Source organism: Xaviernesmea rhizosphaerae (assembly GCF_001938945.1).
GTDB lineage: Bacteria > Pseudomonadota > Alphaproteobacteria > Rhizobiales > Rhizobiaceae > Xaviernesmea > Xaviernesmea rhizosphaerae.
The window spans coordinates 290,415-313,258 of record NZ_MKIO01000029.1 but is presented as its reverse complement, the minus strand read 5'-3'; the positions used below and the strand labels follow the sequence as shown (position 1 = coordinate 313,258).

19 protein-coding genes are annotated in these 22,844 nt (G+C 65.0%); 5 read left to right on the top strand and 14 right to left on the bottom strand.

What is annotated here, in order from left to right; genetic code table 11:
• The 5 genes from BJF92_RS12320 to BJF92_RS12300 all read right to left on the bottom strand — a co-directional run.
• Nucleotides 1-888: HAMP domain-containing methyl-accepting chemotaxis protein (locus BJF92_RS12320; protein ID WP_198931545.1), on the bottom strand; the 888-nt coding region annotated here is incomplete at its 3' end.
• 99 nt (nucleotides 889-987) lie between these two features.
• Nucleotides 988-1,491 (bottom strand): chemotaxis protein CheW, encoded by a 504-nt coding sequence (locus BJF92_RS12315; protein ID WP_075635010.1) that lies wholly within the window; start codon nucleotides 1,489-1,491, stop codon nucleotides 988-990.
• The gene (locus BJF92_RS12310) at nucleotides 1,488-3,515 is read right to left on the bottom strand and encodes a chemotaxis protein CheA (protein WP_075635009.1); all 2,028 of its coding nucleotides are present in this window, start codon (nucleotides 3,513-3,515) and stop codon (nucleotides 1,488-1,490) included. The genes BJF92_RS12315 and BJF92_RS12310 overlap by 4 nt, the downstream gene beginning before the upstream one ends.
• Nucleotides 3,512-3,880, bottom strand: coding sequence for a response regulator (locus BJF92_RS12305; RefSeq protein ID WP_075635008.1), 369 nt, complete (start codon nucleotides 3,878-3,880; stop codon nucleotides 3,512-3,514). Before BJF92_RS12305 ends, BJF92_RS12310 begins: the two co-directional genes overlap by 4 nt.
• Nucleotides 3,877-4,221, bottom strand: coding sequence for an STAS domain-containing protein (locus BJF92_RS12300; RefSeq protein WP_075635007.1), 345 nt, complete (start codon nucleotides 4,219-4,221; stop codon nucleotides 3,877-3,879). Before BJF92_RS12300 ends, BJF92_RS12305 begins: the two co-directional genes overlap by 4 nt.
• A 1,461-nt stretch (nucleotides 4,222-5,682) precedes the next feature.
• On the opposite strand from BJF92_RS12300, the gene dnaE reads away from it, so the two are divergent.
• The 3 genes from dnaE to BJF92_RS12285 all read left to right on the top strand — a co-directional run bounded on the left by dnaE (nucleotide 5,683) and on the right by BJF92_RS12285 (nucleotide 9,976).
• Nucleotides 5,683-9,186, top strand: coding sequence for a DNA polymerase III subunit alpha (gene dnaE, locus BJF92_RS12295; RefSeq protein WP_075635006.1), 3,504 nt, complete (start codon nucleotides 5,683-5,685; stop codon nucleotides 9,184-9,186).
• A gap of 116 nt (nucleotides 9,187-9,302) precedes the next feature.
• Complete coding sequence (locus BJF92_RS12290; RefSeq protein WP_075635005.1) at nucleotides 9,303-9,557, top strand: FitA-like ribbon-helix-helix domain-containing protein; 255 nt, start codon at nucleotides 9,303-9,305, stop codon at nucleotides 9,555-9,557.
• Nucleotides 9,554-9,976, top strand: a complete 423-nt coding sequence (locus BJF92_RS12285; protein WP_075635004.1) for a type II toxin-antitoxin system VapC family toxin — start codon at nucleotides 9,554-9,556, stop codon at nucleotides 9,974-9,976. The genes BJF92_RS12290 and BJF92_RS12285 overlap by 4 nt, the downstream gene beginning before the upstream one ends.
• 53 nt (nucleotides 9,977-10,029) lie before the next feature.
• Here the strand turns inward: BJF92_RS12285 and BJF92_RS25755 are convergent, their stop codons facing one another.
• The 4 genes from BJF92_RS25755 to BJF92_RS12265 form a co-directional block, all read right to left on the bottom strand.
• On the bottom strand, nucleotides 10,030-11,487 hold the full coding sequence (locus tag BJF92_RS25755; protein WP_075635003.1) for a L,D-transpeptidase family protein: 1,458 nt from the start codon (nucleotides 11,485-11,487) through the stop codon (nucleotides 10,030-10,032).
• 369 nt (nucleotides 11,488-11,856) lie between these two features.
• Nucleotides 11,857-13,143, bottom strand: a complete 1,287-nt coding sequence (locus BJF92_RS12275) for a DNA polymerase IV (RefSeq protein ID WP_075635002.1) — start codon at nucleotides 13,141-13,143, stop codon at nucleotides 11,857-11,859.
• A 109-nt stretch (nucleotides 13,144-13,252) separates the two neighbouring features.
• Entirely contained in the window at nucleotides 13,253-13,948 is a 696-nt protein-coding gene (locus BJF92_RS12270; protein WP_075635001.1) for a hypothetical protein, read from the bottom strand.
• A 1-nt stretch (nucleotide 13,949) separates the two neighbouring features.
• Complete coding sequence (locus BJF92_RS12265; RefSeq protein ID WP_075635000.1) at nucleotides 13,950-14,264, bottom strand: DUF3572 domain-containing protein; 315 nt, start codon at nucleotides 14,262-14,264, stop codon at nucleotides 13,950-13,952.
• Between the two features lie 254 nt (nucleotides 14,265-14,518).
• On the opposite strand from BJF92_RS12265, the gene BJF92_RS12260 reads away from it, so the two are divergent.
• Both BJF92_RS12260 and BJF92_RS12255 read left to right on the top strand, forming a co-directional pair.
• Nucleotides 14,519-14,890, top strand: coding sequence for a response regulator (locus BJF92_RS12260; protein WP_075634999.1), 372 nt, complete (start codon nucleotides 14,519-14,521; stop codon nucleotides 14,888-14,890).
• 99 nt (nucleotides 14,891-14,989) lie between these two features.
• A complete protein-coding gene (locus BJF92_RS12255) occupies nucleotides 14,990-16,357 on the top strand; it encodes a PleD family two-component system response regulator (protein WP_075634998.1) in 1,368 nt (455 codons plus the stop codon).
• Nucleotides 16,358-17,523: 1,166 nt separating this feature from the next.
• Here the strand turns inward: BJF92_RS12255 and rpmG are convergent.
• The 5 genes from rpmG to rnr form a co-directional block, all read right to left on the bottom strand.
• Nucleotides 17,524-17,691 carry a 50S ribosomal protein L33 gene (rpmG, locus tag BJF92_RS12250; protein ID WP_075634997.1) on the bottom strand — a complete coding sequence of 56 codons (168 nt, stop codon included), beginning with the start codon at nucleotides 17,689-17,691 and terminating at the stop codon, nucleotides 17,524-17,526.
• Nucleotides 17,692-17,784: 93 nt separating this feature from the next.
• Nucleotides 17,785-18,963, bottom strand: a complete 1,179-nt coding sequence (locus BJF92_RS12245) for an MFS transporter (protein ID WP_075634996.1) — start codon at nucleotides 18,961-18,963, stop codon at nucleotides 17,785-17,787.
• Between the two features lie 10 nt (nucleotides 18,964-18,973).
• A complete protein-coding gene (locus BJF92_RS12240) occupies nucleotides 18,974-19,762 on the bottom strand; it encodes an NUDIX hydrolase (protein ID WP_245294735.1) in 789 nt (262 codons plus the stop codon).
• Entirely contained in the window at nucleotides 19,759-20,208 is a 450-nt protein-coding gene (locus BJF92_RS12235) for a DUF983 domain-containing protein (RefSeq protein ID WP_075634995.1), read from the bottom strand. The genes BJF92_RS12240 and BJF92_RS12235 overlap by 4 nt, the downstream gene beginning before the upstream one ends.
• 247 nt (nucleotides 20,209-20,455) lie before the next feature.
• Nucleotides 20,456-22,750 (bottom strand): ribonuclease R, encoded by a 2,295-nt coding sequence (gene rnr / locus BJF92_RS12230; RefSeq protein ID WP_245294743.1) that lies wholly within the window; start codon nucleotides 22,748-22,750, stop codon nucleotides 20,456-20,458.
• Nucleotides 22,751-22,844: the final 94 nt, after the last annotated feature.

Genomic DNA, 22,844 nt, shown 5'->3' with positions numbered 1-22,844 from the left:
CGAGGCCTGCTCGGTGGCACCTTGGCTGACCTGTTCGGAGGCGGACGACAGTTCCTGGCTGCCGGAGGAGACATTGTCGGAAGCGGCGAGCGCGTCGCCGACGATCCCGCGCAGGCGGTGGACCATGTCGCGCACGGCGGCCAGCACGCTGCTATTGTCGTTGGCACGGGTATGGACATCCAGGCGCAGGTCACCGGCGGCAACCGCAGTGACGATGTCACGGACATGGTCCGGCTCGGCGCCAAGCGTCTTGAGAATGTCGCGCATGATGAAGACGGCAATGGCGATGCCCAGAACGAGGCAGAGGCCGATGCCGCTCAGCACGAGCATGCGCGACGAGGTGTAGATGTCGTTCGCCTCATTGCTGGCGCTCACGCCACCCTTGGAATTGTACTCGACCAGATTGAGCAGCGCCTGCGAGGCATCATTGTAGAGCCGCAGGCCCTCGCCATTGTAGATCGCCATGGCTTCCGCCGTCTGGTTGCGGCCGGAATAGGCGAAGGCCTGGTCGTGCAGCTTGACATAGGCGTCCCATTTCGCGCCGAAGGCCTCGAACAGCGCGCGCTCCTCGGGGCCTGCGATCAGTTTCACATAGTCGGCACGGCCCTTGTCGATCTGCGCCTGAAGCTTGTTGAGCTCTTCGCTCCAGAGCTTCATGCCGGCCTCGTCCTGCGAGATCACATGCTGCAGCTCGGCGGCGCGAAAATCCGACGTGGTCGTGTTCATGCGGTTGGACAGATCGACGCTGGGCATCCAGTTGCCGGCGATCTCGCTCGACTTGTCGTTGACCGCGCTCAGCTGCAGGAGCGAGAAGAGCCCCAACCCGGCCACGAGAAGAATGAGGATGCCGAAGCCCGCTCCGAGCTTGGCCTTCAAGGAAAGTTTCATGTGTGACCCCCAGTGATATGACGTGGCATACCGGCGGTTAGAGTTCATGCGAGCCGACCTGGCCCGAAAATGCGGATGTTATCGATCTGTCCCTGTCGATCACGCAGCCGAGCGGGCCGGCTGCGTCGAGAAGATCACTTCGAGATTGGGAATGATGACGAAATCCGTGCCCCGGCGGACCAGGCAGTGAATGAAGTCGGGCCGCCAGCGCATGCCGACGATCGGCGGCGGCTCGGCGGCCGCATGCGGCAGCGTCGTCACCTCATGCACCTTGTCCGTGCGCAGTCCGACCAGGCAGGGCTCGCCCTCCAGCGTCAGCTCCACCACGACGATGCGGCTGTCGATGGTCGCCTCGGTGGCCTCCATGCCGAAGGCCCGGCGCAGATCCGCGATCGGGATCACCCGGCCGCGGAAATTGATCACGCCGGCAACGAAGGGCTTGGCCCCGGGAACGCGTGTCTCGGGCAGGAGGTCGAGGATCTCCTGAACGTTGATCGCCTCTATGGCAAAGGTCTCGCCGTTCAGGCTGAAGGTGAGGACCGACAGTTCGTCCTGATCCTTCCAGACGTGATCGAAAAGGTGCTTGACGGTTTCTGGGTTCATCCTGCCGCGCGCAAATGCGCCTCCTGATACTGTCCGACGGCAACGAGGTGAGTGACGTCGAGAATGAGAGCCACGCCGCCATCGCCGAGGATCGTCGCGCCGGAGAAGGTGACGACGTCGTGATGCAGCTTGGACATGGATTTGATCACGGTCTGGTGGTCGCCGATGATCTGGTCGACGACGAGTCCGACGCGCGCATCACCGGTGGAGATGACCACCATCTTCTGGTAGCGGTCGGGCGGGGTGCCGGTTTCGAACAACTCTCGCAGCCGCAGGAAGGGCACGAGATTGTCACGCAGCGAGATGAAGCTGCGGCCGCGCGAGCGCAGATCGTCCTCCAGAGACAGTTCGAGGCATTCCTCGACCGCCGAGAGCGGGATGACATAGGAGCCGGCGCCGACCCGCACCAGAAGCCCGTCGATGATGGCGAGCGTCAGCGGGATGCGCAGCGAGATTTCCGAGCCGCGGCCGTTTTCGCTGCGCACGTCGATCACGCCGCGCAGCGCCTCGACCGTCTTCTTCACCACGTCCATGCCGACACCGCGGCCGGAGAGGTTGGTCACCTGCGCGGCGGTGGAGAAACCCGGCTGGAAGATCAGCTGCAGCAGCTCCTGGTCGGTCAGCATCTGTCCGGGCTGGATCAGGCCGGAGCTTTCCGCCTTGGCGCGCACCCGGTCGCGGTTGATGCCGCGCCCGTCATCCTTGATGGTGATGATGACCTCGCCGCCGGACTGGCGGGCCGAGAGGATGACGCGGCCGGTCTTGTCCTTGCCGGCGGCCACGCGTTCGTCCGGCGGCTCCAGCCCGTGGTCGATCGAGTTGCGCACCAGGTGCACCAGCGGATCGGCGAGGCGCTCGATCACGGTCTTGTCGACCTCGGTGGTCTCGCCTTCGGTCTCCAGCTCGATCACCTTGCCGGTTTCGCGCGCCAGATCGTGCACGAGCCGGCGGAAGCGGCCGAACAGGCTGCCGACCGGAACCATGCGCAGCACCATCATCGTATCGCGCAGCTCGCCGGACAGGCGCTCCACGTCCTCGGAGACGGCGCGCAGATGCAGGTCGGCGCTGGAGCCGGCAAGCTGCGACAGGCGCGACTGGGCGATGACCAGCTCGCCGACCCGGTCCATCAGCTCGTCGAGCCGCTCGGCGGGAACGCGGACGTTCTCGGCCTGCTTGCCCCCATGTTTGGGCTCGTTGCCCGGTGCCTTGGCTGGCTCGGCCTTTTGGAGGGTGGCCTCCGGCGCGGGGGAGGCTGCCTTCGCGGCCGGTGCGGCCTCGGCTGCCTTTGCCTCGACCGGTGCGACCTCGGTCACCTTGATGTCCATGTCGTCCATGACGAAGATGAAGACATCGTCGATGGCATCGCGGCCCTGTTCGGTGACGAGATCCACGCTCCAGCCGATATAGAGATCCGTCGGCTCGAGGCTGCCGAGACCGGGAATCGTCGAGAGATCGGCCTTGACGGTGCATTCGCCCAGCTCGCGCAGCTCGTCGAGCAGGCCGAGCGGATTGGTGCCGTTGATCATCGCATTGGCGGGCAGGCGGAAGGCGATGTGGAAAGCCTGGCCCTTGGCAGGTGCCGATGCGGGCGCCGCGGCTTGCGCGGAGGCCTGCGGCAGCGGCGGCGTCACCACATGGCCGGTGGTCGCCGCGCCGCCCACGGCCGCATGCAGCGCCGCCAGAAGCCGGTTGCTGGCATCCTCATGGTCGCCCTGCGGCGTCGAGACCAGCGCCTTCATATGGTCCTGCGCGTCCAGAACGGCGGCCACGAGCTCATCCGTTGCCGGAACCTGACCCTTGCGCACACGGTCGAAGGCGGTCTCGCAATGATGGGTGAAGGCGGCGAGCGCCTCGAACCCGAACATCGCGCCGGACCCCTTCAGCGTATGCAGTCCGCGGAAGACGGCGTCGATCGTGTCCTGGTCGGACAGATCGTTCAAAAGGTCGAGAAGGCCGCTCTCGATCTGTTCGAAAAGCTCGGCCGCTTCCGTGCGGAAAACCTGAATGGGGTCCAGCGATGTCATTTGCCAAGAACCTTTCGTGCGATCTTGACCAGCTGCTCGGCGTCGAAGGGCTTGGTGATCCAGCCGGTCGCACCGGCGGCCTTGGCGCGCGCCTTCATCTCGGCATCCGACTCCGTCGTCAGGAAGATGATCGGCACGCCCATATGGGCGGCAGACTTGCGTAGCGCCTCGATCATCGACAGGCCGTTCATGTTCGGCATGTTCAGATCGGTGACGATCAGGTCGAAGCGGCCGGCCTTGGCCTTGTTGAGACCGTCGAGGCCGTCCACGGCTTCGGTGACCTGATAGCCCGCGCCGGTCAGGGCGATCTTGGTGGTCATGCGGATGCTGGCGGAATCATCCACCGTCAAAATGTGAGCGCTCATGCTGCTTCCTTTCTGTGGAGCCAGAAAAGCTGATCTTCCGCGGCCATCTCGGTCAGAAGGCCCGCACGTTCGAGTGTTGAGAGGAGGGAGCCGCGCGCCGGCTGGGCAAGGGCAACGCTGCCGCCTTGCGACAAAGCGTGGCGCCGCGATGCCTCGATGATCTGGATGAAACTGAGATCGACTTGCGCATCTTCCGGCAGATCGAGCAGGATCGCGCCGGATTCCTGCAGCGCAGCCAGGATCAGCTCGCGCGTGTTTACGGCTTCGCGAATCGACATCGATGCAGGGAGCGCCAGCTTTGTGGCGCTGCCGGCATCCGGTTGGGCAGCTTGTACGGTCATCGCAAACGTTCCTGTGTCCATCCTGTCCCAGGCAGCACGGCGGCTATGGGCAACATGCGCAGCGGACAAGCCGTCCGCGCACCACATTCCCCCGGCCTGCTCGAGAGTGATGAGCATGCCGCCGGCTGCCCGTCCGCAAACCGGACAGTGCCGCCGTGATCGCCGCGTGCGCGCCAGCTCCCGCCGAAAGGCAAAGGGAATGACGACGCCTGAGCACGTAACATGTTGAAGAAAACAACTGCGCGATCGGGACTCGAGTGTCGTTTTCCGACACGACATGCCCGAAGCCCCCTTCGCAGGAAGACCGGATTATCTGAATCGCCCCTATCATGTGGGCAATCGGGCGGCCGATCTTTCAATCAAGTCACGCCACTCTCGAAGTCTTCGCATTCAATTCTGGATTTGAGACCTTAACGTCCAGCTAACAGACGCCTGGTTCATCTCAGAAATTGTAGAGGATGGGCGTTTTGAAATTTTTTTAATGTGAAAGTTAATCAGGCAATATTGCTGTTTTTTGGAATAACACGGTTAATACCTGTTAAGGTCGGGACAGTCCTGGTGCTGATGGAAACCGCGCCCGCCCTTGGCACGCCAAGGGATACGGCATCCTCTGCACAAAAACACAACTAAAAAGAGATTTATCCTGAGCAAGGCTTCGGAAAGTCCCGATTGACATCCGAACAAAAAGAGAACATAAAAGAAACATATTGTCACAGGGAGCATCAATATGGCTGACTTTCTCCGCGATCTCGCCGCTTTGGCATCCGTGACGCTGTTTATAATCTCCTTCTCCCTGATCGTGCTCGGCCTGTAAGCGGCGACATCGTCGATCTCTCTGTGGTTTGCCGGCCGCGGGCAGGGCGGCAGACAGCGTCTCCGCCTCTCGACATTGCCGCTGCTTCTCTTGTGGGATCCCGGTCTTGTGAGGCTCCGCGCTTGCGACGACCGCGCTAGAGGTCTTGGCGTCTTCGGGCGGGTGATCCTTTTCCCGTCGCAGGCCGCATCACGCCTGCGACCGGCAAGCTTTCCGGCAGGAGGGGGTCGGCAGCCCGGCGCGGCGCTTCCCGCCTGCTCGCGTGCTGGGCTCTCGCGTGCTGGGCTGGGGATAACAGGGGTCTGTCCGTCTTTGGCGGATGTGTCGGCCTGAGAATCTCCTATGATGGCGGCTTGGCCTGCGGTGATCCGGGCCGGCCAGGACTTCGGGGCGGCAGTGTCTTTTCTGCAAGCCTGCGGTCTTCCTGGGACTGGCAGATGCCCGGCGCCCGTCCGGAATGGCTGTTGCCTGTGATGCTGATCGTCCGTTGAGGACCGGTGCTGCCTGCGACGCCGGCCGCGAGGCCGGTCATCCGCCTGCGGCGGTCTGTCGGCTCATGTCTATGGACCCATCTCTGTGGAGCCATGGACGAGCCGGCAAGGACGAGCCGTCCGGTGGCGCGGGCATGAGCATAAGGAAGAGCGAACATGGCGGATTTGATGGCGACGACGAAGCCGCAGGATGGGGCGGTCGAGGCCGGTCCGCACTTCGTCCATCTGCGCGTTCACTCGGCCTATTCGCTGCTCGAAGGCGCGCTGCCGATCAAGAAGATCATCGGCAAGGCCGTGTCGGACGGCCAGCCGGCCATTGCCATCACCGACACCAACAATCTTTTCGCCGCGCTCGAATTCTCGCTGAAATGCCAGGATGACGGGATCCAGCCGCTGATCGGCTGCCAGATCGCCGTGGATATGGAAGACGAGGGCGAGGGGGAGAAGCGTGGCCATGCCGCCCATCTCGCCAAGCCGCCGGCGCTGGTTTTGCTGGCCGCCACCGATGCCGGCTATGTCCGGCTGGTCGATCTCATCAGTCGCGCCTATCTCGGCAGCGAGGGCGCGGCCACGATCCGCATCTGTGCCTCCTGGCTGGAGGAAGCGGGCACCGAGGGGCTGATCGCCCTGACCGGCGCGGGGGCCGGCCCTGTCGACATGGCCGTGCGCGCCGGCGCAATGCCTCTCGCCGAGCGCCGTCTGCAGCGTCTGGCCGATCTCTTCGGCGACCGGCTCTATGTCGAGCTGCAGCGCCATCGCGGCTATGACAAGCGCCATGAGGCGCGGATGATCGATCTGGCCTACCGGCTGGAGCTGCCGCTGGTGGCCACCAACGAGCCCTTCTTCCCGACGCCCGACGATTACGACGCTCATGACGCGCTGATGGCCGTGGCGCACAATGCCATGGTCTCGGACGACAACCGCTTCCGCCTGACGCCGGATCATTATCTGAAAAGCCGCAAGGACATGGCGGCGCTGTTTGCCGATCTGCCCGAGGCGGTCGACAATACGGTGGAGATTGCCCGGCGCTGCGCCTTCACGCTGAAGACGCGCAAGCCGATCCTGCCGCGCTTCACCGGCGGCAGCGCCGATGGCGAGGAGGCCGAGCGCGAGGAGGCAGCCGAACTGCGCCGCCAGTCGGTCGAGGGGCTCGAGCAGCGGATGGACGCGCTGGGCCTGGCGCCGGGCTATAGCGCCGACGACTATCGCGAGCGGCTGGATTTCGAGCTCGGCGTGATCGAGCGCATGAAGTTTCCCGGCTACTTCCTGATCGTTTCCGACTTCATCAAATGGGCCAAGAACCAGGATATTCCCGTCGGTCCGGGGCGCGGTTCCGGCGCGGGCTCGCTCGTCGCCTATGCGCTGACGATCACCGACGTCGACCCCTTGCGCTTCTCGCTGCTGTTCGAACGCTTCCTGAACCCCGAGCGCGTGTCGATGCCCGACTTCGACATCGACTTCTGCCAGGACCGGCGCGAAGAGGTGATCCGCTACGTCCAGCGCAAATATGGCCGCGAACAGGTGGCGCAGATCATCACCTTCGGATCGCTGCAGGCCCGCGCGGCGCTGCGCGATGTCGGCCGCGTCCTGGAAATGTCCTATGGCCAGGTCGACAAGATCTGCAAGCTGGTGCCCAACAACCCCGCCAATCCGACGCCGCTCTACAAGGCGATTGAGGAGGAGCCGCGGCTGAAGGAGGAGGCGGAGAAGGAGCCCGTCGTCGCGCGCCTGCTCGACATCGCCCAGAAGATCGAAGGCCTCTACCGCCATGCCTCGACGCACGCCGCCGGCATCGTCATCGGCGACCGTCCCCTGTCCAAGCTGGTGCCGATGTATCGCGATCCGCGCTCGGACATGCCGGTCACCCAGTTCAACATGAAGTGGGTGGAGCAGGCGGGCCTGGTGAAGTTCGACTTTCTCGGCCTGAAGACGCTGACCGTTCTCAAGACCGCGGTGGATTTCCTGTCGCGGCGCGGCATCGAGGTGAAGCTCGAGGCGCTGCCGCTCGACGACCAGAAGACCTATGAGATGCTGTCCAAGGGCGACACGGTCGGCGTGTTCCAGGTGGAAAGCGTCGGCATGCGCAAGGCGCTGATCGGCATGCGGCCCGACTGCATCGAGGACATCATCGCGCTGGTGGCGCTCTACCGCCCGGGGCCGATGGAGAACATCCCGGTCTACAATGCCCGCAAGCATGGCGAGGAGGAGATCGAGTCGATCCATCCGACGATCGATTACCTGCTCAAGGAAACGCAGGGCGTCATCGTCTACCAGGAACAGGTGATGCAGATCGCCCAGGTGCTCTCGGGCTATTCGCTCGGCGAGGCCGACTTGCTCCGCCGCGCCATGGGCAAGAAGATCAAGGCGGAGATGGACCAGCAGCGCGCCCGCTTCGTCGATGGCGCGGTGAAGAACGGCGTGTCCAAGCCCCAGGCCGACATGATCTTCGACCTGCTGGCCAAATTCGCCAATTACGGCTTCAACAAGAGCCACGCCGCCGCCTATGCCATCGTCTCCTACCAGACGGCCTATCTGAAGGCGCATTACCCGGTCGAGTTCCTCGCCGCGTCGATGACCTATGATATGGCCAACACCGAGAAGCTCAACGACTTCCGCCAGGATGCCGGCCGGCTCGGCATCAAGGTGGTGCCGCCCTCGGTGCAGACCTCGTTCCGCCGCTTCGAGACCGGCGAGAACTGCATCTTCTATGCGCTCGCCGCCATCAAGGGCGTTGGCGAGGCGGCGGTGGACCATATCGTCGCCGTGCGCGGCGACAAGCCCTTCGAGAGCATCGAGGATTTCTGCCTCAGGATCGATCCCAAGCTCCTCAACCGCCGCGTCTTTGAAAGCCTGATCTGCGCTGGCGCCTTCGACTGCTTCGGCTTCGACCGCGCCCATCTCGTGGCCGGTCTCGACCGCATTCTGGGCTTTGCCCAGAAGGCGCATAGCGACAAGGTCTCCGGCCAGGGCAATATGTTCGGCGCGGGCGGAGCGACCGGGCCGGAAAAGATCGTCATGCCGACCTTCACGCCGTGGCTCGCCTCGGAAAAGCTGCATCGCGAATTTCAGGTGCTGGGCTTCTATCTCTCCGCACACCCGCTCGACACCTATCGCGACCTCCTGGCCAAGATGCGGGTGCAGAACTTCGCCGATTTCTCAGCCTCCGTGAAGAAGGGCGCCACGGCCGGCCGGCTGGCCGGCACGGTCACCTCCAAGCAGGAGCGCAAGACCCGCACCGGCAACAAGATGGGCATCATCTCCTTCTCCGATGCCTCCGGCCAGTTCGAGGCCGTGCTATTCTCGGAAATGCTGGCGCAATATCGCGACCTGCTCGAACCCGGCAAATCCCTGGTCATGACCGTTCAGGCCGAGCAGCGGCCGGAGGGCATCGGCCTGAGGCTGCAGACGCTGCAATCGCTGGAGGAACGCTCGCTGCAGATGCAGAAGGCGCTGCGAGTCTATGTTCGCGACAGCGGCCCCTTGCGCTCCATCGCCAGCCATCTCAATGCCAAGGGCGAGGGTCTGGTCTCCTTCATCGTCATCAAGGAGAACGGGCAGCGCGAGATCGAGGTGGAGCTCAGCGAGAAATACCGCATCTCGCCGGAAATCGCCGCGGCACTCCGCTCCGCGCCGGGCGTGGTGGATGTGGAGCTGGTGTAGCGCAGCGAGGCGATAGGCGCGGAGCCTTGCATGAGCGGACGATAGGCGCGGGGCCTTGCTCTGCTCTGCGCCTCCTCCTAGATTTGCATCGGGGAAAGCGAACCGGGAGATTTTCCATGCCGGTGGTGACGATACGCGATCTTTCCGAGGAGACCCATCGAGCGATCGAGGCCCAGGCGGCGCGCCATGGCCGCAGTGCCGAGGCCGAAATCCGCGCCATTCTCGAAACGGCCGTGCGTCACGCGCCTCCTGTCAGGCTTGGTTCGCTGCTAGCGTCCATTGCAGCGGAGGCAGGCCTCAGCGAGGAGGACGCCGAAAGCTTCAACCGCCTTCGCGACAAGACGCCTGCTGAGCCTCTCGATTTCGGATGATCCTGCTCGACACAAATATCATTTCCGAGATCTGGAAGCCGTCGCCGGATCAGCGTGTGATCGACTGGATCAATACACAGGCGATCGAAACGCTGTACCTCTCTTCCGTCACCGTCGCAAAGCTACGCTTTGGTATCGCGGTTTTGCCGGAGGGGAGACGGCGAGCCAATCTTGACCGCGGCCTTGAGAAGGAAATTCTTCCAATCTTTGACGGCCGTGTCCTTGCCTTCGATCTGCAAGCGACGATGGCTTATGCAAAGCTGATGGCGCAGGCCAAACGCGCGGGTCAGGCAATCTCGACGGCAGATGGATATATTGCCGCAATCGCTGCGGCCCACAACCTCACGGTCGCAACGCGCGATGTGTCTCCTTTTCGGGCAGCCGGGCTTAACGTGCTCGATCTCTGGGCTTTGTGCTGATCGATGCAGGCGCCCTGGCGCACGAAAAGGGAAAAGGCGCTCCGTTGCACCCGTCAACCCGGCTGCGTCAGCGTCACGAAATCCGTACCCTTGCCGGTTTCCAGGCTCATGGCCCGGTCGCTGATCGACAGCGAGGCGCCGTCGGTGATCAGCGCGTTGATGGCGTTGCGCAGGTCCTGGGATATATCGAGTCGGTCCAGCACAGCCGTCAGCGTGGCGGGTGGTGTCGGGTCTGTGATGCCGATCCGTTTCTGCATGGCGGCCGGCAGGCGGTCGGGAAGGCTCATGCCGTACCATCCGCCCTGGGGCTCGTTGGCATCGGCGGCGTGATATTGCAGAAAATGCGTGCCCAGCGCCTGCTCGGGCTGGCGGATGCCGATTTCGGCCTCGAGCAGGGGCTTGAAGTCGCGCCGCACCAAGAGATGGCCTTCGGGCGGGGGCGGCAGGTTGGCCTTGCTAAACAGGACGGACAGCAGATCCTCGCTCAGCCGGTCCTGACCGGGCAGGCTTTCGGCCGCGCGGAAGGCGGCGATGGCCGCCAGCGTCTGCGTGCCCACGCGCCCGTCGGCGAGGCCCGCATCATAGCCGAGCGCATTCAGCGCCTCCTGTGCACTCATGACCGTTTCGCGCTGCCCGCGCCGCGTGATCAGGATGCGGATCGGCGAGGCGGTCGCCGTCAGCCCCGGGATCGGTGAGCCCGTGCCGGCAGGCTGGAGACTGGCCGGCGGCACCGTCAGGCCAGGGCTGGAGGAAGCCGGCTTGGGCGAAATGGGATCAGGCGAGACAGGGGCGGACGAAGCCGCGCTGGACGAAGCAGGGGCAGGGGATGACGGCGTGGTCTGCGGGGAGGCCGTGGACATCGCGGCAAGCGGCTGAGGGGCCGACATGTCGGAGGATGTCGCATGCGCCGTATCGTTCATCGCCAGTTTGACGGATGTGTCGGGATCGGCGGCCGGAAGGCTCGGCCCCTGCATTGCCTGACCGGCCTGCTGCAGGACGGCCGGGCGCAGCGGCACGTCCGAGAGCAGCGTCGAAGGCGGCGCGAAGAGGGCTGCGCTGTCCACCCGCTCCGGCGCGGCCATGTCGGGCGTGATGATCACATGTAGCCCGCCGCGCGTCAGCTTGAAGAGATCGCGGGCAAAGCTGTCCGGCAGGCGCACGCAGCCATGCGAGGCCGGATAGCCGGGGACATGGTTGGAGCCATGCAGCGCAATGCCCGACCAGGTGAGCCGCTGCATGAAGGGCATCGGCGCGTCGGAATAGATGTTGCTCGCATGGGTGCGCCGCTTTTCCAGGATGGAGAAGATGCCGGTCGGCGTGGCATGCCCGCGCTTGCCTGTCGACACGCGCGAGGTCGCCACGACCTTGTCGCCGTCATAGACGGTCAGCGATTGGCGCTCGGTCGAAACCACGATCTGCAGGGGCGGCTTGATCTCCGCCGACAGAGCCGTGGAGGAGAGGAGCAGCAGGGCGGAGAACAGCCCCGACCCCAAGACATGACGCAGCACCATGATACACGCCCTGATAGCGCACGGAGCCTTCGCCTGCGCGAGCGGCCACCTGCTGGAACAAAAAGAAAGAGCGCCGACGGCTGATCCGCCATCGCGCCGCTCCGGATCGTCATGATCCTTCCGGGCCGCCCGCGCCGCGCGATGATGTCGCTTGCGTGACACGAGGGGCTCCTGTCGATCCCGACCACCATGACGGGAATCGCTTAACGAAGCCTTGACCGTTCGTGCCCTCTGTTCGCGTCTTGACGCAGAGTCTGACCGGGTGCGGCAGGAGGATCGGGCTGAAAATCGCAGGCGGTGCGGCGCTCCCACTGTTGCTTTCGCATCAGATTTTTCTGAAAGCCTGAAACCCGTCTCCGGTTCGAGACATCAACGCCGGTCGCGGCCGAAGGTATAGCCGGTCTCGATGCTGCCGCGGCCGAACTTGTCGCGCAGCCGGTTCATCGCCTCTTCTGCGGTTGCCCTGCGCGTGGCGCCCACATCGACCAGATCGGGCGGATCGGCGAGCGTGGGGTCGGCCAGATCGCTGACGCCGATGCCGATCAGGCGGAAGCGCGTGCCGTCGGCTTCGCGGTCCAAGAGGTCCATGCCGGTGCGGAAGATCCGGTCGGCAAGCCGGGTAGGGTTTTCGAGCCGGCGGTTGCGTGTGCGCAGCTTGAAGTCGGCCGTCTTGAGCTTCAGCACCACGGTCTGGCCGGCCTGGCCGCCATGGCGCAGCCGCTCGGCCACCTTCTCGCTCAGCGCCCGCAAATGCGCGGTCAGCGCCTCCGGCCGGCTCAGATCGTCATGAAAGGTGGTTTCGGCCGAGACGCTCTTGGCGATGCTCTCAGGCGCGACCGGGCGTTCATCGATGCCGCGCGCGAGCCGGTACAGCCGCTGCCCCATGCTGCCATAGCGGCGCAGGAGGTCGTTCTCCTCCATCTCCTGGAGGGTACCGATGGTGCGGATCCCGTCGGCTTCGAGCGTGGCGGCAAAGGCCTTGCCGACGCCCCAGATGGTGGTCACGGGCCGCTCGCGCAGGAAGTCCAGCGCCTCCGCCCGGCCGATGACGGAAAAGCCGCGCGGCTTCTGCAGGTCCGAAGCCACCTTGGCGAGGAACTTGCAGTAGGACAGGCCGACGGACACGGTGATGCCGATCTCGCGCTCGATCCTTGCGGCAAAGCGGGCGAGCACCTGGGCCGGCGGCGCGCGGTGAAGGGCCTCGGTGCCGTTCATGTCCAGAAAGGCCTCGTCGATCGACAGCGGCTGCACGAGCGGCGTCAGCTCCTGCATCATCGCGCGGATCTCGCGGCCGACGCGGACATATTTCTCCATATTCGGCTTGATGACGACGGCATGCGGGCAGGCTTCGAGCGCCTTGAACATGGGCATGGCCGAGCGCACGCCCTGGATGCGGGCGATATAGCAGGCGGTAGAGACCACGCCGCGCTTGCCACCGCCGATGATCAGCGGCTTGTCGGCAAGCTCGGGATTGTCGCGCTTTTCGATCGAGGCGTAGAAGGCGTCGCAGTCGATATGGGCGATCGCCAGAAGGTCGCGCTCGGGATGGCGCAACAGGCGCGGGCTGCCGCAGGCGGCGCAGCGGCTAAGGCCGGGCCTCTGCTCGCACAGGCAGTCCCGGCAGAAGCCGGTGAGGGAGTGGGCTGCGCCGTTCATCGCTCATCCGCGAACATATGTTGAACATAGGCAGATTATTCTCCTCGGCAGCCCCCCGCAAGCCTGCGCGGCGCTCCGTGCACAGCCAATCCGCCCGGCGCGCTGCGCTTCAGATCGGCGTCACACGGGGGTCGGCAGGAGCGCCGACATGCGCCTCGAGAATACGCTGCGCCTCGCGCCAGTCCCGCGCTCTGAGCGCAGGGTCGGGTGTTTCCGGCGCGTGACGATGCATGGGGGATTCTGGCCGCATGTGCAGCAGCAGGCAGTCCGGCACATGGCTGGCGACGGAGGAGAGATTGTAGACCATGTCGTCCACGAAGGCGACCGGCAGCGGCCTACCGCCATGCAGGCTGGCGACGACCGGCCCCTTGGGGCTCTCCGTGGCGATCAGCGGAAAGCACAGGCCCAGCCGGTCGAGAAGCCGCCGGCGCTTCAGCGCATAGACCGGCGGCATGGCGGTGAGAAAGACAATATCGGCGCGCCGCGACAAGGCTTCAAGCGCCTCCACCGCCTCGGCAAAGGGCGTCTGCCAGCGTTCCTGCGCTTCGAAGAAGTCGAGGATCAGCTGGCTGACCGTTTCGTCCGGCAGCGCCTCTTCTGTCGCCGAAGAGAGGATATTGCCATGCAGGCGGAAGGAGCGTGGCACCAGCCGATGGCCGAGGCTGGTCAGGAAGGCCTCGAAGGGTGCAAGGAACTGCAGCACGACATCATCGACATCGAGCACCACGAGCGGCCGGTCGCCAAGCGCGATCGGATCGCGATGGGCGGCGTCGAGATCGACAGCGTCTCGCGGCACCAGCGTCATGTCAGATCTGCCCGGAATCGAGAAAGCGCCCGGAAAGTTTCTGCCAGGCCTGCGCCACATCCTCCGGCTCCACCGCATGGGCGGCGCAGAAGTCCATCAGCGTCGGCTCGTGCCCCATAAGGAAGTCCAGCACGCCGGCGAGAAAGCCGGGCTCGCCGGCCGCCTGGCGCAGGTCAGAAACATCCGCCCCGGTAAGCGCCAGAAAGCGCGAGATCTGCTCGGCATCGCCGGCGATCCAGCCCAGCGCGGTGACGGCGAGCGTTTCGGCATCCGGGCGCGGCGCACGGGAGGAGGGACGGTTAAAGCGCGTTGGCACGGAATTTACCCAATCTTCAGCCGAACCGGCCTAGGTTAAGAAACGGACGATGAGGTTTACCCTTTTCGCCCCTCACCGTGCAAGCTGCTCAGCCGGGGGATCGGGTTCGATCTTTCCCGCTTGCCTCGTTTGTCGCGCGTGATGCTGGCACGGGAAAGCATGAGGCTTGCCCCGCGCATGATCGCCGGCCGGCGCACCCGGCCAAAGTCTCTGTCCGGCCCATGACGAGCCGCGTTCGTAAAGAGGTTTGCCGCATGCCCAAACAGGTCATGATTGTTGAAGACAACGAGCTGAACATGAAGCTCTTTCGCGACCTGATCGAGGCGTCCGGCTACGGCACGATCCAGACGCGCAACGGCATGGAGGCGCTGGACCTCGCGCGCAAGCACAAGCCGGATCTGATCCTGATGGATATTCAGCTTCCCGAGGTCTCCGGTCTTGAGGTTACCCGCTGGCTGAAGGACGATAGCGAACTGCATCAGATCCCGGTCATCGCCGTCACGGCCTTCGCCATGAAGGGCGACGAGGAGCGGATTCGACAAGGCGGCTGCGAGGCCTATGTCTCCAAGCCGATCTCGGTGCCGAAATTTCTCGAGACCATCAAGATCTATCTCGGCGATGCGTGAGCGCGCTTCGGTTTTGCGAGGAGGCGGGAAAGGCGCAGCTATCCGGCGGCGCGTGCGGCAGAACGGCACGGCGCCGGCATCGAACAGGAACATGATCGCATGACAGCCCGAATTCTTGTCGTCGACGACGTCCCCGCCAATGTGAAGCTGCTCGAAGCCCGGCTGATGGCCGAGTATTTCGAGGTTCTCACCGCATCGGACGGCTATGAGGCGCTGGCGATCTGCGAGAAGGTCCCCGTCGATATCATCCTTCTCGATGTCATGATGCCGGGGCTGGATGGCTTTGCCGTCTGTGAGCGGCTGAAGGCCAATCGCCGCACCTCTCACATTCCGGTGGTCATGGTCACCGCGCTGGATCAGCCCTCCGACCGCGTGAAGGGCCTGCGCGCTGGTGCCGACGATTTTCTTACCAAGCCGGTCAACGACCTGCAGCTTCTCTCCCGCGTGAAGAGCCTGGCGCGGCTGAAGGCCGTCAATGACGAGCTGCGCCTGCGCGCCGAGACCGCGCGCGCCGTCGGCCTTTATGACCTCGACCGTTTCGAGCGGCCGGACGAGCCTGGCTCGATCCTGCTCGTGGATGCCCGCGCCAGCTCGCAGGAGCGCCTGTCGCGGGCGCTGCGTCCCATCGGCGAGATCCTGGCCATGTCCGACCCGCAGGCCGCCCTGTTCGAGGCGGCGGAGCAGGCCTTCGATCTGATCATCGTCAACGCCAATTTCGAGGATTACGATCCGCTGCGGCTCTGCTCGCAATTGCGCTCGCTGGAGCGCACGCGCCACATCCCCGTCCTGCTGGTCGTCGAGCAGGGGGCCGAGGAGCTTGTGGTGCGCGCGCTCGATCTCGGCGTCAGCGATTATGTCATGCGCCCTGTCGATCCGAGCGAGCTTCTGGCGCGTTCGCTCAGCCAGATCCGGCGCAAATATTGCAATGACCGTCTGCGCGCCAGCCTGCGCGAAACCATCGAGCTGGCGGTGATCGACGGGCTGACCGGCCTGCACAATCGCCGCTATCTCGATACGCATCTGCGCAATCTCATGGCCCGGGCGCTGGAGCGCGGGCAACCGCTGACGCTGTGCATCACCGATATCGACCGCTTCAAGGCGGTGAATGACACCTATGGCCATGATGTCGGCGACGATGTGCTGCGGGAATTTGCCCGCCGCATCCGCTCCGCCGTGCGCAGCGCAGATCTTGCCTGCCGCTATGGCGGCGAGGAATTCGTGCTGGTGCTGCCGGATACGGGGCCGCAGGCCGGCCTGGCGATTGCCGAGCGGCTGCGCAGCGCCGTCGAGGACGTGCAGGTCGTCGTCAAGCGCGAGGGAATCACCCTCCCCATCACCGCCTCCATGGGCATCGCCACGCTGCAGGGGCTGCAGGACACGCCGGAGGCCCTGTTGAAACGGGCCGACAGTGCCCTTTACGAAGCGAAGAAGCGCGGCCGGAACCAGGTGGTGTCGGCGGCGGCCTGAGGCCGACAGACCTTGGCCGCCGGGCGCATTGAAGCCGACGATCGCCGTCCAGAAAAACGGGCCCGGATCGTGAGGAGCGTCACCTATATGTGTCCCTTCGCAATCAACTCCCGGTGTTGACTGATTCGCAGTGGCGCACATGCGCGTCCTCCATGCTGCCATGCGACAATGCAGGGACTTATCCACAGCCCCCTTCGACTTGTGCGATCGTGCTGGTTTGCAGACCTGCTTTTGCAGGCGGATCTGTCCGACAGGGGCGCGGCCGCGACGCGGCCATTCGATTGGCTATGCCAATTTACTATTGTAATTCAACCGGCTGCACGCAACCCCTGATGAATTGCGGGAGGCACTTCGCACAGCGCCTTAGCCGCGTGCCGGGGTGATCCGCCTTCCCGGCGACCACCGTTATTCGAGCAGCCTATTCTTTTGCCCGGAAGCACTTCTTTAACCATGATGCATGTTGAAAGGCCGGAACGTTAAGAATTCGTTGCTTTTCTTTCGCAGCTGGTCAATTCTGTACAGGTCGGGAGCGAGGTGATCGACAAGAATTTCCTTACCCCATGATGCTTGGGTCCGCCGCATCTCCCTGGGTCGTGGGGTTGTCGGCTGGTCGCGACAAGACGGTTCCTCGTGCCGTAACCGTGATCAGCCGACGCCATTGCAAACGCCGTCTGCCCTGAGGGGCAGGCGGCGTTTTGCATTTTGCGCATAGCGGGCCGCTTATGCTGCAACGCCAAAGCTGTCACGGCATCGCGTCCAGGTTGTCCTGTCTGGTTCCCGTCCAGCGGACGGTTCGCGACATGTTTCGGCGGATGAGACCAGATTTTGGCCAGGCCGATAACGGAATCAGCCTGTCGTGACGACCCAGATGCGTGACTTTGCCATTGTCGTTCTGCCGCGCCGCCCACTGGCGGTTCGCTCTTCCCCGTCTGGCACCCAGCGGGTCTCACGCGATGCGCGTGGCGCGCAGGTGTCCAGAGGACAGCATTTCGCAGGGAAGACGACCAGACGGGCATCCTTGGCCGCGTGGAAGCCGCAGGCGCGGCACCATGGCGCCGTGGCGCGAACTGGCGGCTGAGAGATGGCGACCGCTCACCTGCGCGCACGAAAAAAGGCGCCTGGGCCATGTCTGGCCCGGCGCCCTGCAATGCGAGGAAACGCGAAGATTACTTGATCTTCGTTTCCTTGAACTCGACGTGCTTGCGCACGACCGGGTCATACTTGGTCTTGACCATCTTCTCGGTCTTGGTACGGCTGTTCTTCGAGGTCACGTAGAAGTAACCCGTGTCGGCCGTCGACAGAAGCTTGATCTTGATTTTTGCAGCTTTCGCCATGGTCGTCCTGCCTTAATAAAACAAAGCCAGGGCGTGCTTCTCAGCCCCGGCGAACTGGGCGCGAAACTACAAATCGCACCCAAAAAGTCAAGTCTATTTTGGCCTCATGACGATCCGCACAAGCGAAAGCAGCACGTAAAGGCCGAAAAAGCCGGCAATCGCCCAGGCGAAACCGTGATTGCCCGTCACGTCCATGCTGGCACCGATCGCCTGCGGCCCTGCCACCGTGCCCACGGCATAGCAGAAGACAAAGGCGGCATTGGCGGCGGCGAGGTCCGAGCCTTTCAGGCGCGAGCCCAGATGGCTCAGGCCGACCGTATAGAGGCCGGACACGCAGCCGCCCCAAAACAGCAGCACCACCGCCATCAGCAGCCAGTTATGCTCGATCAGCGGCAGACAGAGGGCGCCGGCAAAGCCGATCACCGTCATCAGCGTCAAAAGGTTGCGCCGGTCCTTCATCCGGTCCGAGAGCAGGCCCAACGGGATCTGGAAGATCACATTGCCGATGCCCATGACGGTCAGAAGCAGGGCGGCATGCGATTCGGTGAGGCCGGCGCGCGTGCCGTAGATCGGGAAGAGCGAGAGGCCGCCAGCTTCCACCGCGCCGAAGACGAAGACGGCGGCGGTGGCCGTCGGCACCAGGAAGACATAGCGCAGGAAGTGCAGTTCGGGCTTTTCGTCCAGCACGGGGCTTTCGCCGCGCGCCAGGAAGATCGGGATGGCGGCGCAGAGAATCACCACGGCGCCGAAAGCGAAGGGCCTGATGCCGTCGCTGCCGAGAATCGAGAAGAGCAGCGGGCCCATGGCGAAGCCGAGCGAGAGCACGGTGGCATAGATGCCGAGAACCAGGCCGCGCCGCGAGGGCGGCGCGGTCACGTTGATCCAGAATTCGGAGAGGACGAACAGCACGGTGATCGCCCCGTGAAAGGCGAATCTGAGCGGGAACCAGAGAAGGAAATTCTCGATGTAATAGAAGCCCAGCGCCGAGATCGCCGCGACCACCACGGCCACCAGCATGGTGCTGGCCACGCCGAAGCGGTGGGCGGCGGCCGTGGTCAGCGGCGCGGCCAGCATCGAGGCGATGCCGGCCATGGCCGAGTTCAGCCCGATCATCGTCGAGGAGATGCCGCGCTTCTCCATGATGATGCTGAGCAGCGGCAGGCCGAGGCCGATGGCGATGCCCACTGCGGTGATGGCGGAAATGGCGGCGATCAGCGATGGCCAGTGGATCTCCTCAACCGGCGCGGACGCGCCGGACGGCGGCAGTGACATGATGAGGTCCTTACATCAGGTCGCGGACGAGGCGTCCGCGCTGGCTATGGTAGAAGGGGATCGGCGAGGCGAGCGCAAGGGCGGGATCGGCAGCAAGCCGCTGCTCCAGATCGGCCAGGATGATGCGGGTAATGTCAGCCATCGGCACCATATGGGCCATGTTCAGGGCAAGCCATTGCAACTCCTCGAGTTCGTGGCTGTCGCGCGCGGCCTGCCCGGAAAGGCCGACCTCATCGGCGAAAGCCGCGAAGAAATGGGTGTCGTAGCGCCGCACGTGACCCGGTGGGGTCACGGCGCGTGCGATATAACGCAAGTTTGCGGCATCTGGAAGAAAGCCCAGGCCAGGCCGGGAATTTGTTGCGCTTTTCCGTGCGCCGCCCTCGACCGGAGCCGGTCCCTCTCCCGGCCGAAGGCGGCCGATGCACAGGCCCGTCTCCTCCTTCAGTTCGCGCAGGGCGGCGATGGCGATAGCCTGGGCCAACCGGCCGCTGCCCCTCGGCCCCAGCGCGGCCAGGAGCCGCTCCTGAACCTGTGCTGGCAGCGGGCGGGCGAGTGGCTGGCGCAGATCGGCGGCATCGCGCCGTCCGCCGGGAAAGACATGCAGGCCCGGCATGAAAACGTGGCGCGTCGCCCGCCGCCCGACCAGAACGCGCAAAGGCGTTGCGCTGCGGTCGAGAAGGATGAGGCTGGCGGCGTCGCGCGGTTTCAGCTTCGGGGCGCCGCCCGTAGGCCTTATCACAGCGGCGCTCTCCTGTGGGAGGCGGGCCGTCTCTTCCGCATCCGTGCTGCCGTTGCTCACGGCCGACGCGGCTCCGGCGCCGGCGGCAGAACGTCTTCCGGCCGGTCGGGATGGCCGCCGAAGCCGTGCATGCGCAGCGCCCATTGCAGACCGATCACCGCGCCCTTCACCGGCTGCATCAGCGCCAGCGAGCCGATCAGCGTCACCGGCGCCCAGATCGCCAGATGCTGCCAGCTCGTCAGCGGCAAAAGCACATCCGTCGCCATATAGCCGGCAATGACGACATGGCCCATGATGGTCACGACGATATAGGGCGGAAAATCATCGGCGCGGTGATGGTGGATCGCCTCGCCGCAATCCGAACAATGATCCACCGGCTTCAGGAAGGCGCCGAACAGCCGGCCCTCGCCGCAGGCCGGGCAGCGGCCTTTGAAGCCGCGCATCATCGCCGGAACGACCGGACGTTCGGCAGGCCGCACCGGTTCGTCGTCTTGCAGCTGAAGCATCGCGCATCCTCCTCCTGAGACCGATGGCCGGGCCCGCGGCAGGCGGCAACGGTCAGTCTGCCATTATGGCGCGGAATAGGGCCTGCCCGCAATGGATGCGGCCCTGCGCCCGTCGCAGCCTTTACGCAACGCGCCACAGGGATCGGCATCATGGCGCGGGCTTGCCGCTCATGTAGGCGCTCACGCCGACGGACGCCTGCCCGAATGCGCTGAAGGCCCCGCGACATGCTGTCGCTGCGCCGGCCTTTTAACGCCGACCGCGCGGCGCCCGGGTGCCGGCGGGCGGGCGGCGGCTGCCGGGGCGGTCGCGCCGGCCGGCCTTGTGGAAGGAGCGTGTGGCGGTCGGCATCGGCTGGCCATCGCTCACCATTTCGAAACGCAGCGCGCCGGCCAGCGGCACGGCCTCCACCAGCTTGACCCGCACGCTGTCGCCCAGCCGGAAGCCCAGCCCGCTGCGCTCGCCGCTCAAGGCCTGATGCGCTTCGTCATAGATGAAATAGTCGCGCCCGAGCGTGGAAATCGGGATGAAGCCATCGGCGCCATAGTGGGGCAGGGAGATGAACAGGCCGGACTTGGTGACGCCCGAGACGCGGCCGTCGAACTCCTCGTTCACATGCGCGCTGAGATGATAGGCGATCAGCCGGTCGACCGTATCGCGCTCGGCCGCCATGGCGCGGCGCTCGAAGGTGGAGATTTCGGCCGCGATATCGTCGAGCGCCGCTTCTTCCGCGGGCGTGATCCCACCTTCGCCGAGACCCAGCGCGCCCACCAGCGCGCGATGGACGATCAGGTCGGCATAGCGGCGGATCGGCGAGGTGAAATGGGCATATTTCATCAGGTTCAGGCCGAAATGGCCGATATTCTCAGGGCTGTAGACCGCCTGGCTCTGCGAGCGCAGCACCATTTCGTTCACCAGCTGGGCATAGGGCTTTCCTTCCGCCTTGGCGAGGATGCCATTGAAATGGTTGGCGCGCAGATTGCCGCCCTTCATCAGCGAAATGTCGAGCGTGTTCAGGAATTCCCGCAGGCCCTCCTGCTTGGAGAGCGAGGGCGCGTCGTGCACGCGGTAGACCAGCGCCTGGCGCTTGGCCTCCAGCGTTTCCGCCGCCGCCACGTTCGCCTGGATCATCATCTCCTCGATCAGCTTGTGGGCGTCGAGGCGTTCCGGCACAAAGACCCGGTCGACGCGGCCGTCCGGCTTGAGCACGATCTTGCGCTCGGGCATGTCGAGTTCCAGCGGCTGGCGCCGGTCGCGGCCCCGCTTGATGATGGCATAGGCGGCCCAGAGCGGCTTGAGGATCGGCTCCAGCAGCGGCCCGGTCTTGTCGTCGGGATTGCCGTCGATCGCCGCCTGCGCCTGGGCATAGGCGAGCTTGGCGGCGCTGCGCATCATGATGCGGTGGAAGCTGTGGCCGATCTTGCGGCCATCGGCGGCAAAGCGCATGCGCACGGCAAGCGCCGGCCGATCCACATTCTCCTTCAGCGAACACAGCTCGTTGGAGATGCGCTCGGGCAGCATGGGCACGACGCGATCGGGGAAATAGACCGAATTGCCGCGCTTCAGCGCTTCCTGGTCGAGCGCGGAGCGCGGGCGGACATACCAGGAGACATCGGCAATGGCGACGGTGACGATCACGCCGCCCTCGTTTTCCGGCGCCGGATCCGGCTCGGCATGCACGGCGTCGTCATGGTCCTTCGCGTCAACGGGGTCGATGGTGACGAGCGGCAGGCTGCGCCAGTCCTCGCGCTTGACCATGCTGGCCGGGCCGGCGGCCTCTGCCTCCTCGATCACCCGGTCGGGGAAGATATAGGGAATGCCATGGGCGTGGATGGCGATCATCGAGATCGCCTTTTCGCTCGCCACCGAGCCGATCACGTTGGAGACCCGGGCGCGCGCAAGTCCGAAGCGCCCCGTGCGCTCGATCTCGACCTCGACCAGATCGCCCTCGACGGCCGCGCCCTCGGCGCCCTCGTCGATCACCAGCTCCTCGCCGCGCTTGTCGATCGGCAGAACCCTGCCGCCGCCGCTCGCCATCGGCCGGTAGACGCCGAGCGCGGCATTGGCGCTGCGCCTGCGGTCGAGCACCTTGACGATACGGGCGGTATAGGCCGGGCCGGTGGCGCTCTTGGAGGCGAAGATCTTGGCGACGACCCGGTCGCCGATGCCGCCGACCGCCTGCTTGCCCTTGGTCTTGGCCACCTGCGACTGGCGGATCAAGACGGCCGGCGCCACGCCGGCATCCTCCGGCCATTCGGCCGGGCGGCCGATCAGCTCGCCGTCATGGTCGCGCGTGGTGATGTCGAGAACGGTGACGGGGGGCAGGGCGCCGGGGCGCACCAGCGCCTTGCGCTTCTTTTCCACCAGCCCGTCTTCTTCGAGCGCGCGCAGAAGATCCTTCAGCGCCACGCGCTGGTCGCCCTTCAGCCCGAAGGCCTTGGCGATCTCCCGCTTGGAGGCGCGCTCCGGGTTTCCGGCGAGGAAGCGCATCAGCACATCGCGCGGCGGGACGGCGCCATGGATGATCGGCGCCTCGGGCGCGATCTCGACCGCCGTGTCGGCCCTGTTGCGCCGCGCGCCGAGCCGGAGCGTTGATTTTCCGGTCCGTTCTCTCGGTTCGCGCGGGGGCTTGCTCACG

Excerpts from the sequence above, each read along its gene's own strand:
- BJF92_RS25755 (WP_075635003.1), bottom strand. The coding sequence starts at position 11,487 with ATGGTGCTGCGTCATGTCTTGGGGTCGGGGCTGTTCTCCGCCCTGCTG.
- BJF92_RS12310 (WP_075635009.1), bottom strand. The coding sequence starts at position 3,515 with ATGACATCGCTGGACCCCATTCAGGTTTTCCGCACGGAAGCGGCCGAG.
- BJF92_RS12245 (WP_075634996.1), bottom strand. The coding sequence starts at position 18,963 with ATGTCACTGCCGCCGTCCGGCGCGTCCGCGCCGGTTGAGGAGATCCAC.
- BJF92_RS12315 (WP_075635010.1), bottom strand. The coding sequence starts at position 1,491 with ATGAACCCAGAAACCGTCAAGCACCTTTTCGATCACGTCTGGAAGGAT.
- BJF92_RS12270 (WP_075635001.1), bottom strand. The coding sequence starts at position 13,948 with ATGACGCTGGTGCCGCGAGACGCTGTCGATCTCGACGCCGCCCATCGC.
- BJF92_RS12255 (WP_075634998.1), top strand. The coding sequence starts at position 14,990 with ATGACAGCCCGAATTCTTGTCGTCGACGACGTCCCCGCCAATGTGAAG.
- BJF92_RS12285 (WP_075635004.1), top strand. The coding sequence starts at position 9,554 with ATGATCCTGCTCGACACAAATATCATTTCCGAGATCTGGAAGCCGTCG.
- BJF92_RS12275 (WP_075635002.1), bottom strand. The coding sequence starts at position 13,143 with ATGAACGGCGCAGCCCACTCCCTCACCGGCTTCTGCCGGGACTGCCTG.
- rpmG (WP_075634997.1), bottom strand. The coding sequence starts at position 17,691 with ATGGCGAAAGCTGCAAAAATCAAGATCAAGCTTCTGTCGACGGCCGAC.
- BJF92_RS12300 (WP_075635007.1), bottom strand. The coding sequence starts at position 4,221 with ATGACCGTACAAGCTGCCCAACCGGATGCCGGCAGCGCCACAAAGCTG.
- BJF92_RS12290 (WP_075635005.1), top strand. The coding sequence starts at position 9,303 with ATGCCGGTGGTGACGATACGCGATCTTTCCGAGGAGACCCATCGAGCG.
- BJF92_RS12235 (WP_075634995.1), bottom strand. The coding sequence starts at position 20,208 with ATGCTTCAGCTGCAAGACGACGAACCGGTGCGGCCTGCCGAACGTCCG.
- BJF92_RS12305 (WP_075635008.1), bottom strand. The coding sequence starts at position 3,880 with ATGAGCGCTCACATTTTGACGGTGGATGATTCCGCCAGCATCCGCATG.
- BJF92_RS12260 (WP_075634999.1), top strand. The coding sequence starts at position 14,519 with ATGCCCAAACAGGTCATGATTGTTGAAGACAACGAGCTGAACATGAAG.
- dnaE (WP_075635006.1), top strand. The coding sequence starts at position 5,683 with ATGGCGGATTTGATGGCGACGACGAAGCCGCAGGATGGGGCGGTCGAG.